Below are 13378 nucleotides of genomic sequence, written 5' to 3' on the forward strand. Positions count from 1 at the left end.
TATGCAATGTAGCGGTCTAATTCATCAACGTTTCTGGGCATTCTTGTTTAATCTAACCTGCCCGCTAGTTCAACAAAAGTAGACGATCATGATGGTGAACTGCTTCTCTGGGTTTTATGAAGGATAATTAATTTGTCTGTTTGGATAACGTCCCGAAATATTCCACAACTACCTCACGGAATTCGAGAGCAGCCCGCGAAATGTACCGACTCCTGTGCCATAACAAAGCTATCTCCCGTACCAATTCATGATTCTCTACTTTGAGATATTTGATATGTTCCCCAGAATACCTTGCCGTACTCGGTATAAAGGCTATGCCAATTCCCGCTTCTACTAAAGAACTTAGCCTTGCAGGTTCGTCACCCTCATACACATATGTAGGTTCAAATCCAACCGATTTGCATATAGAATCCACCAGATCACGAGTACCGTAGCCTCTTTTCACACCAACAAAACATTCATCCCTTAGCTCAGTCAAAGATATGCTGTTTCGGTTAGCAAGCCGATGCCCTTGGGGAACAGCTACAAGAATCGGGTCGATGAACATGATTTGACATTCAATGTCTTCCCCTTGTATAGGCGGTGAGGACAAGCAAAAATCAACCTCTCCTCTATGAAGAAGCGTAACCATTTCCTGCGTGGTGAGCATTTGCACATGAAATTGGATATCGGGACGCTTGTTCCGAAACTCTCGAAGGATCTGTGGCAATGTGCTTGCGGTGGTCACCGCCAATTCGAGTGTGCCATGTTCTTGTCTGGACACATCGCTAATCTCCTGCTTCCCCTGTTCCAATTCAAACAACGCCCTTTCAGCACGGCGATAGAATCTGCTTCCAAACTCATTCAATCGCAGTTTCCTCCCTATTCGATCGAATAACGGGACCCCCAAATCCTCCTCCAAGCGCCCAATCGTTTTGCTTAGTGACGATTGAGTGACATGCAGACTTCGTGCTGCTTCAGTCATATGTTCCAAACGAGCTACCTCGAGAAAATATTTCAGTTGAAGAAGTTCCATTTCACACTCTCCTTTCATTCCTTTGAGTCAATGAAATCATAACATAAAATGCGTTGGAATAAATAAATGATTTCAAGTACGATGATGACACTAACATACAGATCGGAGGGATAAAAATGAGTATTCGCAATAGGTGGTTGATGATCTCCGTTGGACTAGGGATTCTATTGAACCCATTAAATTCTTCAATGGTTTCAGTTGCTATCCCAAGGCTACAACATGTGTTCCAACTCGACTATACAGTGGTATCCTGGATCATTTTTTCTTTCTACATTGCAAGTGCTATCGCTCAACCTATCATGGGAAAAGCCAGCGATTTATTCGGTCGGAGGAGGATATTTCTTAGCGGGCTTGTTGTATCCTTCGTTGCATCATTATTAGCTCCACTATCCCTAAACTTTGGTTGGCTCATCGTGTTCCGCATTGTGCAATCCATCGGAACAAGCATGATGGTTGCGGTTGGAATGGCCATTGTGCGAATTCATATTAGGGAGAAACAAGCGACTGCACTGTCAGTCTTGTCCATATTCCTATCCGGAGCGGCAGCGATTGGCCCCTTTATTGGCGGGGTCATCATTCACTGGTGGGGCTGGCCTGCTATCTTTTTGGTTAATATCCCCTTCGTAGTGACAAGCTTTTTATTAGCTTGGAGGCATATTCCTAATGATGTTCCGTCTATGACATCCGTTGCTCGCAACATGTCCTTTCGCAGATGGTCTGATTTGATTGATGCGCCAGGAGTTCTGCTATTCACTGTGGGTCTGGTTGCTCTGCTCGTTGGATTATTGTCCGCAAAATCATCTGGTCAAATTTCATTTAGTAACGTTATTGTCGGGCTGATTGGCTTCGTTGGACTGGCAGCTTTCGTGCGACATGAGTTAAAAGCGAAGGCACCCTTTATTCCTTTACGCACATTCGCTAAATATCCTGCAATGACTTGGGTCAATGTCGAATTCATGGTCGTTAACTTGCTTTTTTACTCTCTCTTTTTCGGACTTCCGTCCTACTTGCAAATCGTACGTCATGTCAGCGAGTTCCATACCGGGATGCTCATGCTAAGCTTAGGCTTATGCTCGCTCGTTGCTTCTCCGATGGCAGGACGATGGGTCGATAAATCAGGACCTCGACCAGCACTGCTTATGTCCGGAGTGCTGATGACATTTGGGTCCGTATGGATCGTGATCATGACACTGGATCAGACTTCACCGGTTATCAGTGTGTGTGTGGCTTTAGCTGCATTCGGTATTAGCAACGGGTTAAACAGTGTCGCTATGCAAGCGGCCTTATTCCAAAGTTCACCAAAAGAAATTATAGGTGTAGCATCTGGAATATTTAATACCTCAAGATACCTGGGAACCATTCTCTCCTCATTACTCATTAGCAGCGTAATGGGAGATAACTTCAGCTTCGAGGGATTTCGAGTACTTGGGATTATCCTCACGTTAATTGCATTGTCCTTGGTATTCGTAAATTGGCGTCACAAGGAGTCCGGGCAGCTGCATGAGTCCTAGTTATCTGACAGATGGAGCTTACCCTTCGTTACCTCAACAGAAACTAAAAAAAGCCGCATCAATGCGGCTGGGCTGTTAAGTGTTTATGTTCTTGAAGGAGAATTCACGTAAATCATGAATATCCCTTATCGGGGGACGTCCAAATAACCGGGCGTACTCTCGATTAAATTGTGAAGGACTTTCATATCCAACACGGAATCCTGCGTTAGCTGCATCCAGGTTTTCCGTAAGCAGCAGTCGTCTTGCTGTTTGCAAGCGAATGATCTTTTGATATTGAAGCGGACTCATGGCCGTTACTTTCTTGAAATGTCTATGCAAGCTCCTCGGACTCATCTTGACCGTCTTAGCCAGCTCTTCAATGATTAGAGGCTCGGAATAATGATTTCTGATCCATTGTATGGCTTCGGATATACATTGAGCATAGCTTCCGATCACGGCAAATTGCTTCAGCAGCTCTCCCTTCTCGCCTTGAAGGACCCTATAAAATATTTCCTTAACGATCAAGGGAGCCAGCATCTCAATATCAGAGGGGGTATCCAGAAGTTCTACAAGGCGTAAAACCGCTTTAAGCAAGTCCGAGGTTGACGAATTGAGCAGGATTCCTCGTTCAGTCGTCATCTTCTTCGAAGGACTGGATGTTTTCGATATATCGAGAAGAAGATCCGGATCGAAGGTCAGTTGTAAACTTAGGTACGGATGGCTTGGCGATGCTTCAGTAATTTGTCCGATCACAGGCAGATGAACCGGAGAGACCAAATAGCTACCTGGGTCCACATTATATTTTTCCTCGGCTAATTCCACCGTTTTAGAACCTTGGACAACGATGTAAAGGGAAGGATGGCTGCTACTGTAAACTGGCCGTGACTGCTGAGATTGACGTCTGAAATAAAGCTCAGGAATTGCCATGCTGTGTACGCCATCCATCGGTGTAAGACGATCCATGTACTGGACTAACTCGGAAATGAGCTCTTTCAAGTTTATGCACCAACCTCTTTTGTTCAAAAATCAGTTAAACCCATTATACTTCTCTGGCGGGATTAGGCAAGGAACGGGCATGAATGATCTACCGGTTGAACCGCCACTTTTCTTAAAATGAAATGTGTAAGAGACATATATTATAGAAGAAAGAAGTGGTGAGTGTGTCCGGAATACAAGATAAAGTCATTGTAATAACAGGCGCAAGTGGCGGAATCGGTGAAGCAACTGCAATGCTGCTTGCCGAGAGAGGAGCCCAAGTTGTACTTGGCGCGCGGCGATCGGATCAGCTTGAAGCAATAGCTAACCGGATTGAGAAGTCTGGCGGTAAGGCTGCTTATCTCGTTACTGACGTGAAGCGGTCCGAAGACCTTTCAAACCTTGTCCAATTGGCAAGCGAGAAATTCGGCAAGCTTGATGTTCTTATTAATAATGCGGGTTTCATGCCCATGTCTCCCTTTGACGATCTGCGGGTCCAGGAGTGGGAAGACATGATTGACATCAATGTTAAAGGAGTTCTATATGGGATAGCAGCGGCACTACCCACTTTTCGGAATCAGGGCTCAGGACATTTTATTAACATTGCTTCCACGGCAGCTTATCGGATTTTGCCTAATATGTCGGTTTATGCAGGGACAAAGCTTGCCGTTCGTGCGATCTCAGAAGGTCTGCGTCAAGAGGCCGGCGATAAGCTTCGCGTAACGATTGTTTCACCCGGATTCACAAACACACCTGGATCCATGCAATCGGATGCTCTGGACGCTATAAGGGACCCAGAGATGAAAGCCAAACTCGAAGCTTATCAGAATATTGGGTTATCCCCCTACTCTATCGCTAAAGCTATTGCGTTCGCAATTGAGCAGCCCCATAACGTGGATGTCAGTGAAATCGTGGTCCGCCCCACAGCGCAAGGATAGGAGACGGATCATGCTGACTAAAAACATCAGGAAGCCACCATTTATCGTTACCTTAAAATTGCTCAAAAGTAAGGAATAGTTTTAGATCACATACATGAGTCAGGTTTCATCTCCCAGTAAAAGGACGTACCACTGCACTGCGTTGCGGTTTCGGTACGCCCTTTTTATAACAGCTTATTTAACACTTCTTCTTACCCAAAACAGCAGCCTACTCCAATGCGATGTGCCAGACACCAGATTAATGTGTCTTTAAGCAGCACTGCTGCAAATAGGACGAGAAGATTTTTGTATTCATTAGCATGTGTTTGTTATCTCCATCCAGCTTGCTCAGCAAAATCCCTCCCTCCAACAAGGAGAATGCAAATGATGCTAGCGCATCCACATCCAGATCCTCTCTAAACTCCCCAGCTTGAATGCCGTCACGAATGATACTTTTCATCATATCCAAGAACGTATGCAAACCTTGTCTTGCCCGACCACAAAGCTCTGAATGCGTATCGTCACTTTCTACAGCTGTATTCTGCATAGGACATCCGCCGATAAATGGTGGATTGTTTACAACATCCTCATAGACACGAAAAAAAGCCATTAACTTTCCTGAAGCAGACTGCTCTTGGTCGATCGCCTCAGAAAATTTTCTGTTGACCATGCCGGCAGCGTAATTGTAAGCTTCCAGCGCGATCTCGTCTTTACTGGCAAAATGTCGATAGATGCCCCCCTTCTTAATTCCTGTGTCGTTAATGATATCGTTTAGCGATGTGCCGGCATATCCTCTCTGGTTAAAAATTTCAGCCGATTTCATAATAATAAATTCCCGTGTTCGATCCCCTTTTTTCATGTGCTCCTCCGTATGAACCTCTTTTATTTCAATGGTTTTAAATAAATTATACAATTCTGGCCTTGTCATTTACTAGAATCCTGATAATATAAAAGATACCGTTCGGTCTCTTTATTGTACAGCAAGCCATTCCAAAATGAAATAGCGCTGGGTTTGGAATAAATAAACCTTTTAGGAGGAGTGTTCAATGAGTAGAAGTAGGCATTAGATCGCTAGATATGTAACCTCTCACAATATAAGAAGGAAAGAAGGAAATCTCATGGAGGATGCTCTCCACAATACGAAGACCGAGAAAAATGAAGTTCTCTTGCTTCCCCGTGAAGGCTTTATTATTACGTTGCTTTGCATTACTGTTGTGTTAGTCACAATGAATACGGCCATGTTTAATTTGGCATTAAGCGATTTAAGCCATGATTACAACCTACCTTCATCTATCGTTTCGTTGACCGTCACCGGCTATTCTATTATGTTCGCCATCTCCTCGATCACCTACAGCCGGTTGTCTGATTTGGTTCCGCTTAACCGATTGTTCGGCATGAGTCTGGTTTTGACGGGAGGCGCCTCGGTTGGGGCGATGCTGAGTAACCATTTCTGGGTGCTGCTAACTGCCCGCATCGTGCAAGCTGCCGGGGCCGGGGCGGCACTCTCCCTGTCCATAGTGCTCCTATCCCGTTACATACCTCAGGTACGCAGAGGGAAATCGATGACGTTCATCATGTCCTCCGTGTCACTGGGTTTTGGACTTGGCCCGGTCATTGGCGGCTTTGTGGTGCAATATCTCGGATGGAAATATCTTTTTGCCATTACATCCTCGCTGTTGTGCATTGCCCCGCTGCTTATGTGTTTGATTCCAAAAGAGTCGATGTCCAAACGGTCTTTCGATGTAATGGGGGCAGTGACACTGAGTGCAGGTACAGCAGGTCTCCTGCTATTTTTCACCAACTATCATCCCGTTGCCTTGTTGATCGGAATTTCAGGGATAATCGTCTTTACTCTGCATATCCGCCGAGCGAAGCATCCGTTTTTGCTGCCGTCATTACTAGCTAACAGAACCTATCTAATGCTTGCTTTCATCGGGGTCTTAGCCTATTTATGCAACTTTGCAACGCTTTTTTTGCTACCGCAAATGCTATTGAAACATTTTGGTTTGAGTGCAAGTCATGCCGGATTTGTTATTTTTTCAGGTGCTATTTTGTCTACATTGCTATCAAGGAGGGTCGGGGCGATGATCGACGAGCGGGGAAGCAGCAGAATGCTGCGTACGACTCCTATGCTCGTATTATTGGCGGCTGTATTATTCGCAGGACTGGGCACCCAATTTTGGGTGGCCAATGTTTTTGTGTACATGCTGATGAATTTAGGCTTTGCTATCATTAGCAGCAGCGTATCTAACGAAATTTCGTGTATACTCCCCTCTTCTCAGATGGGTTCAGGAACGGGATTGTACCAACTGATGCAGTTTATCGGCGGCGCATTCAGCATTGCGGTGATGTCCAGTGCAATGGAATGGCAAAAGCATCTTCCGCCTAGCCAGACGTATGCCAACTTATTCTGGGGGCTTGCCGTGGTGGCGGCTATATCCAATTTGTGTGCCTTTCTGTACCTAAGACGAATAGCCCCAAAAGCCACATCGTCATCTTCATCTTAGCAAAGTGCAGTTGATTCAAGTCGAGTTGCTGTTCTAACATAGGGAGGATGCCACTTTAGTGTTAATGCCTGTAACTTCAATACCCTCAAAACGCCCTACTTTTACAAGCCTATATCAGGAGGTAAATGCCCATGATCCCAACAAGTGAATGGCTGTCCCAGTGGGAGCAGCAGCGTCACAAATTGAAATGCCCTGTAGATTTGAATGATTATTTTATTTTGCCTGAAATGGCAGGCAAGCAGCTGGCAGTTATAGATTTTGGTCCCACCTCCATTCCTACCGGCCAAATTCTTGTCCGCGATCCGCTATGTTATTTGGGGAGTATAAAGGAGCAGCCTTATTTCCAAACGGCGTCCGTTGGAACGTACTCAGCCGAAGCCTGTGTGGTGAAGCCGGACGAGGATGGTGACTGTGCCCGTTATGCCGCTGTTCGTCTGCGTTTTTCCGATGTTCCTGCCGTCCGGTTCGAGGAAGCTCTGATTGGACATGAAGATATTTCAGGGATGGGGGACGGAGAGTTTTTTGGCTTCAATGTAGATGCCGGTCTGGCATGTATTTGCGATAAGCAGGCGCATCAAGCTTTTTGCGACTTTGCTAGTCGGTGGCATCAAGCACATCCTGATGGCAATCTTTACGATGATTATTTTGCAGCCCTGTTTGCCAAGAGTTATCGCGAAAATCCACAGTATCAACGCAGTGGTGGCGATTGGCTAAACTGGACAATCCCTGATACCGAGTACCATGTCCCCATGTTTCAATCCGGTTTCGGCGATGGCGCTTATCCGGTTTATTGGGGATACGATCAAGCAGGTGAAATTTGCCAAATCGTCGTTCAGTTTATTGACATTCAATTGGCATATATGTAAGTCAGTTCAAAGGAGAACGGCCGTCATAGGCGTTCTCCTTCTCGTCGCACTGAATCTTTTATTCCCTCTCTTGCTAACAAGCTTCGATGAGGCCACAACACCAAAAATTCCGGATGAGGAGCTTCGATATATTCATCACTCAGTGAATACAGAGGATTACCCCTGTTTGTTACATATGTACCACCCCTCCTTACTCCTTACAAACATCGGTAAGATTTTACAATGAGGATATGCTGTGAGTAAAATCAGTCTTTTGCTCGTTTACGATGATTATCAGAAGGTAGGAGCAGGGAATTCATCAATTCTGAACCGAAGTAAACTATATGGTTTTTCCCGCAGGTCTTTCCCATAATGAAATCTCGCCTGCCGATGTAGTTGATTCACAATGACATATAAGTATTGATCGGGGCCAATCGAAAAAGTATCCGGCCATAAAATTCTCGGATCATGCGCGATGGTTTCCATTGCGCCATTCGGTAAGATTTTCCGGATGCTATTATTTTCATAGTCTCCTGCATAAACGGTTCCTTTTGAGCCGGTGATCATTCCATCAGACGCACCTTTTTCTCCCCAATACTGCACATTTTGAGATAAATTCATGTCCTGTATCCTTCTGTCTCTTAGGGCTTCTGTTGAGATCGAGAACAGATGACGGCTGGTTAACGGAGCATAAAATAAAACCTTACCATCAACAGAAATCGCTAAACTATCGGAAGCCATTCTAAAAGGGGAAGTTGAACCGTCCGGGTTTCGATTCATCAAAATTCTACCCTCTACTTTTGGTAAAAAATGAGAATCAGGTGAAGTTGATACTGCCCCATTTAATCGTCTAAACGCGTTTCCATTATCTAAATCCACGACGATAATAGCCCCTGGCCCTCTGGAAGAAGAATCCGTTATATATGCATAGCCTGCTCTGCCTACCCGAAAATCCAAACGGACGTCATTCAGATAAGTTGTTGGCAAAACAACATCTTCAGTAAAGGTATAAACTCTCCTTATTGTGTTCGTGCTTAAATCAACAGCAACTAATTTTGCTCCCCCTTGAATAGGTTCAGAAAAATTTGGTGCCCCTGTATCCAGTACCCAAAGGGTTCCTCTTCCGTCAGCAACGATGCTTTGGACACTGACAAAAGACATCGTAATATTCGCAGTATTAACCAAATTGGTTTCTAAATTGGGATAAGGCTGCAACTCACCCTCTACAATTTCCGCAACAGTAAATTGGACGTCGTCTCCCCATTTCGGAAAGCATACAAAAATACGACCGGTTTCCGAAACACTGACACCAGTAGGCATAGCCCCATAAAAAGCATGCACTAGCTCAAACTGTCCAAAATACTTTTCCATAGGTAACATAGGCTGCATGATATCCTCCTCATCAAATCTAAACGGATATCACCTATATATGATGAAAATTTGATGTAGTGCCTGGTTCTTGTTAAATTGATCTATCGTGATGGATACTGTGGGTTCGCTTGTTTTGTTCAACTTCAGCCACTTTTTTCAACTGTTGCAATGGCTAATTCAAATCTGTCTTTTTTTGCAAACGCTGTTATTTTTAATGGCAACAGACATGTTCTATCTTTCTGTAAGTTAGGAAAAAAGACAGCCGGCTTTTGGGGGCGGCTGCCTTCAATGTTCATTGAGCTAACGTATTCCGTTAGCTGAGAAATATTGAGATTGCTACTCTGCCTTAATAGGCAGCTTTAAAACATATTCTTCGACTTCCTCAGCGCGTGCATTGGAAAACCCCTTGTCTTCACCACAAATCTTAAATCCGCATTTTTCCAATACCCGAATAGAAGCTGTATTATCTTTTGCTGCACGAGCAAATAAAGGACGAATGCTTACATACTCAAGAAGTTGAGAAAGGGATCTAGTTGCAATACCTCTTCCCCAATACTCTCGTCCGATCCAGTAACTGACTTCTGGTTCACCGAACTGTTCAAAACTCGAAACATGCCCCGCAACTTCATCGTTAAAAAGCACGGTCTTTTTTATAATCCGATCGTCGTCTAATATCTTGTGCCAGTGAGACATAAAGGCGATCTTGTCCGTTGGATCTTTGGCAGTAAAGGCAGCCATATGGTTGGCAGTCTTGTCCAATTGCTGCTCAAAAAAGATCGGCAAGTCCTCTTTATTCACGTCTCGCAATATCACTTCGTTATTCATATTTCCACCTCACTAATCGTCCCGCATCCGTTGAAAAATGCGAAACGTTGGAAACAATGGTTCATTGCTGTTCGCAACTGCTTTGTTGGCTGTATGCCGTTCTCGTACCATATGTTTTTAACAACGAGTGTTCCGGTTTTTCGCTCCGCGATGATTTCGGCTCGTCCGATTAGGCTTTCTCCGTATAATAGAGGCAGCACATAATATCCGAATTTCCGTTTGATTGCGGGCGTGTAAATCTCCCAGGTGTAATCGAAGCCAAACAATTCGCTGATCAGCTTTCTGTCCCAAATCAAATTGTCCAGCGGGGCAATCAGCTCACAGCGAAATTTCGGATTCGGATTTTGCAGGACGGCTTCAATGAGCGGCAAGTCCTCTGCGCGGCAGTACAGCGTATCCTTCAATTGCTCTACGGCAATAGCAACAATACGAGCTTCGTCCAACAACTGCCGGAAAACCTCGTTACGCTGCACCGCTTTCAATCCCCATATGTTCAGCCAAGCATCGGATGCCCGATTCCATAACAGGCCAACAGCACCGATCCGGCGCAGTACCCGCCACTTGTGATGATCAAGCTCGGCCATCAGCGGCTCCGGCGCATTCAACAGATTTGGCGGTATGTATTTCTCGGCAATATCGTAATATTTACGTGTTCCTTTTTTGTGATGGATAATCAACTCGCCTGTCGAGTACATCTGTTCCAGCACCGACCGGGACGTATTGTTTCCGCTGCTCCAGTGGATGGCCGATTGCCACGAGAAATTCCCATCCAATTGTAGATCATCCGAGCTTAGTGCACCGTGATTGTGGATGTGAACCCGCACTTGCTCAGTCAACTCTTCCATTCCGGGGTAGCGCTTGGCATGTTGTCGGGCGGCCTGCCTGTACCGCTCAAAATACGGCCAGTCCTCGAGAGGTATAATAGCCAGATTCTTGTCAGGATAGTCGATCAGGAGTCTATCTTTATACAGCAGCTCGTCGAGCATGTTCTTGGTAAATCCTTTGATTCGCGACTGCAGCACCAATTCGGCGTTTTTTCCGCAAACATCGATGGGATCGTATTGAATACAGCCGACCTGCCGCACAAAATCCAATACTCCCTCCTTTCCAGCAAATTGATATTCACCTAGGAGCCCGTGCTTCAATAACAGAAATTGTCTTGCCTGGCGGTTTGTCAATTCGATCATGAACGCATCGACTCCTTAACGAAACATTCGGGAGCCGCTTGCACAAGATGACGGATGGCGAGGTTGCTTATCTCAATATAGTCATGATTTACTTCTTGCCATAATGGCGGAATCCATTCGGGAACTTCGTCTGCAATCCTGCTTCCTAATACCGAAAATGGCTCTTTTTCAACGATTCCAACCACGCCTATTCCCCCTATCTGTGGAAAACGCAAAAAACAAACACACGTTCCTATATATTTTACCATTATCTAGAGAATAAAAACAATATGGATTGAAAAATAACCCTCGCCAGATCGGATCTTCCAAGGAAAAGGGGCACCCGATTTCGAGTGCCCCTTCAACCTCTATTACCAAGCCTTCATCACCCGTTGGCAGCTGATGAATAGACGACCGGGAAATGATCGCCCATCAGAATGTCCCCTTTGTTAACCGTGACATATGACAGCATCGGATGGCTGCCGTCCGGTTCGTAACGGGTATGTCCCGGCATGTAGTGAACGGCGATTGCCCGCCGTTTGCGCTCCGAACGGTTGTGGGGGCTTCCGTGCCAAGTGAGGCAATGGTGGTAGCCAACCTGCCCCTTCTTGATTTCAAACGGAACCGCTTCCACTCTTGCTTCCTTCGGCAGCAGCTCCGGCTGACGATGGTAAGGCATGAAATCGGGCGTGTTCGCCAAATCGTGTTGATGATTCCCCCACTTATGACTGCCGGGCACCATCCACATGCAGCCGTTCTCGATGACCGCATCGTCGAGCGCGACCCAAGCGCTGACCAAGTCCGCGGGCTGAATGATCGGCCAAAGCGGGTGGTCCTGGTGCCAGAGTGTCGGACCGCCGGAGACAGGTGGTTTGTATTGGATTTGATCATGCCATATCCGCAGCGTATCGGTGCCGCACAGCTGGGCGATCTCCTCACAAATGACTGGGTGAGCGGCGTGCTGAAAAAAAGCGTCGCTGGCCATCCAAATGTTGACGATTTGCACCACTTTCTCACTGACCGTCATTTTCATCCCCTCATGAAGGGAATCGCTGCTTTCCGCGAGCATGTTTCGGTTCAGTACCGGTTTATTCACCGACTTCCCTTCCATGACTAAATCAAGCTCTTCTCGCAGTCGCTCCACTTCCTCGTCGTTTAAGACAATGCCGCCCTTCACAAAACCGTTTTTCTCGAATTCGGCCAATTGATTTGCATTCAGCAACTTACCTCACGCTCCCGCCCGTTTTATAATGATGGATGTAAACGCCTTCCTATAGGTTTATCATAGATGGTGTGCTCATTGTTGTATTTTCCGAAATCCATCATCTTTTTGAGTATTTGCAAGTTTAAGCCTCAGACGGAGGAGATTGGTCATGTATACTGGAACATTAGACAGGATTACGCCAACGGTCAATTTTTCTGCCAGGGCAACGGCAGAGGCGGGAACGGACTGGGGGTATCGGAAGATCCCCGACAATCAGCTTTTCTATGTCGTGTCCGGCTGCGCAGAGCTCGAGATTGGAGGACAAAAAGTAGCCATTCGGCCGGGAGAATGCGTTTGTTACGGTCCGGAATGCCTAACGAAGCTGACGGCTATTCGAACGACTGATTATATCAGCGTCCATTTCCATTGGCACACCTCTTCTCCTTTGCCCGTCCATCCCGGACTCCAAATCAAATATGGCGATCCGGGTTCGTTCAGTGCCCCACAACTGTCCGTTTTTCATATACCGTCTTACGGAGAAGTCAAGATTCCAACCCTGCTAACCATTGCCGGACTTGAACCGATCCTGTCTAAAATGGTTCATGAATACGAATCCGAGCTCCCAGGATATACGCTGACACTGCGTTCGCTTATGATGCAGGCGATTACGCTGATCTGTCGGCAGCTGCTCGGGAACGACTCCGTACAGGGTTCGAGGAACAAGATCGAACCGGCCATTCAAGCGATGCAGGATGAGCCCGGCATAAACTGGTCGGTTGCCGCACTTGCGAGTTTGTGCGGCTATCATCCGGTACATTTCACCAAGCTGTTCAAACATGAAATGGGGGTGACACCGAAGCATTTTATTATCAGAGAAAGGATCAAACGGGCGAAGCTCGCGCTTCTGCAGGGCGAGAAGCTGGAATGGATCGCGGAAAGATTCGGTTTTAAGAGCCTTCACTATTTCAGTTATCAATTCAAGCAGGAGACAGGTCTCACGCCGACGGAATTCCGAATGAACGGCCGGACCGGCGGAGATGGATAGCGCCTTTGGCCATCGTTA

The 13378-nt window shown here is 46.1% G+C and carries 13 protein-coding genes; 5 read left to right on the forward strand and 8 right to left on the reverse strand.

Annotation, left to right across the window (positions count from 1 at the left end; translation table 11 throughout):
• Positions 1-127 precede the first annotated feature (127 nt).
• Positions 128-1015, reverse strand: a complete 888-nt coding sequence (locus KI379_RS14005; RefSeq protein WP_212983930.1) for a LysR family transcriptional regulator — start codon at positions 1013-1015, stop codon at positions 128-130.
• A gap of 116 nt (positions 1016-1131) precedes the next feature.
• On the opposite strand from KI379_RS14005, the gene KI379_RS14010 reads away from it, so the two are divergent.
• On the forward strand, positions 1132-2526 hold the full coding sequence (locus tag KI379_RS14010) for an MFS transporter (RefSeq protein ID WP_212983931.1): 1395 nt from the start codon (positions 1132-1134) through the stop codon (positions 2524-2526).
• Between the two features lie 75 nt (positions 2527-2601).
• Here KI379_RS14010 and KI379_RS14015 read toward each other — a convergent pair whose 3' ends face one another.
• Positions 2602-3501 (reverse strand): AraC family transcriptional regulator, encoded by a 900-nt coding sequence (locus tag KI379_RS14015; protein ID WP_212983932.1) that lies wholly within the window; start codon positions 3499-3501, stop codon positions 2602-2604.
• 164 nt (positions 3502-3665) lie between these two features.
• Here KI379_RS14015 and KI379_RS14020 point away from each other — a divergent pair, with 164 nt between their 5' ends.
• On the forward strand, positions 3666-4418 hold the full coding sequence (locus tag KI379_RS14020; protein WP_212984730.1) for an SDR family oxidoreductase: 753 nt from the start codon (positions 3666-3668) through the stop codon (positions 4416-4418).
• 238 nt (positions 4419-4656) lie between these two features.
• On the opposite strand, the gene KI379_RS14025 is transcribed toward KI379_RS14020, so the two are convergent.
• Positions 4657-5325 (reverse strand): TetR/AcrR family transcriptional regulator, encoded by a 669-nt coding sequence (locus tag KI379_RS14025; protein ID WP_444544275.1) that lies wholly within the window; start codon positions 5323-5325, stop codon positions 4657-4659.
• A gap of 190 nt (positions 5326-5515) precedes the next feature.
• On the opposite strand from KI379_RS14025, the gene KI379_RS14030 reads away from it, so the two are divergent.
• Positions 5516-6904 (forward strand): MFS transporter, encoded by a 1389-nt coding sequence (locus KI379_RS14030; RefSeq protein ID WP_212983933.1) that lies wholly within the window; start codon positions 5516-5518, stop codon positions 6902-6904.
• A 131-nt stretch (positions 6905-7035) separates the two neighbouring features.
• Positions 7036-7770 carry a DUF4241 domain-containing protein gene (locus KI379_RS14035; RefSeq protein ID WP_244879286.1) on the forward strand — a complete coding sequence of 245 codons (735 nt, stop codon included), beginning with the start codon at positions 7036-7038 and terminating at the stop codon, positions 7768-7770.
• 273 nt (positions 7771-8043) lie between these two features.
• Here the strand turns inward: KI379_RS14035 and KI379_RS14040 are convergent, their stop codons facing one another.
• From KI379_RS14040 to KI379_RS14060, 5 genes are all read right to left on the reverse strand, one after another.
• Positions 8044-9138, reverse strand: coding sequence for an L-dopachrome tautomerase-related protein (locus KI379_RS14040; protein ID WP_212983935.1), 1095 nt, complete (start codon positions 9136-9138; stop codon positions 8044-8046).
• A 318-nt stretch (positions 9139-9456) separates the two neighbouring features.
• Positions 9457-9945 (reverse strand): GNAT family N-acetyltransferase, encoded by a 489-nt coding sequence (locus tag KI379_RS14045; protein WP_212983936.1) that lies wholly within the window; start codon positions 9943-9945, stop codon positions 9457-9459.
• Entirely contained in the window at positions 9942-11132 is a 1191-nt protein-coding gene (locus KI379_RS14050; RefSeq protein ID WP_212983937.1) for a winged helix-turn-helix domain-containing protein, read from the reverse strand. The genes KI379_RS14045 and KI379_RS14050 overlap by 4 nt, the downstream gene beginning before the upstream one ends.
• On the reverse strand, positions 11129-11317 hold the full coding sequence (locus KI379_RS14055; protein ID WP_212983938.1) for a hypothetical protein: 189 nt from the start codon (positions 11315-11317) through the stop codon (positions 11129-11131). Before KI379_RS14055 ends, KI379_RS14050 begins: the two co-directional genes overlap by 4 nt.
• A 179-nt stretch (positions 11318-11496) precedes the next feature.
• On the reverse strand, positions 11497-12333 hold the full coding sequence (locus KI379_RS14060; RefSeq protein ID WP_212983939.1) for a phytanoyl-CoA dioxygenase family protein: 837 nt from the start codon (positions 12331-12333) through the stop codon (positions 11497-11499).
• 151 nt (positions 12334-12484) lie between these two features.
• Between KI379_RS14060 and KI379_RS14065 the strand changes: the two genes are divergently transcribed.
• On the forward strand, positions 12485-13360 hold the full coding sequence (locus KI379_RS14065) for an AraC family transcriptional regulator (protein ID WP_212983940.1): 876 nt from the start codon (positions 12485-12487) through the stop codon (positions 13358-13360).
• Positions 13361-13378: the final 18 nt, after the last annotated feature.

It is taken from the genome of Paenibacillus cineris, assembly GCF_018333335.1.
In the GTDB taxonomy this organism is placed as follows: domain Bacteria; phylum Bacillota; class Bacilli; order Paenibacillales; family Paenibacillaceae; genus Paenibacillus_AQ; species Paenibacillus_AQ favisporus.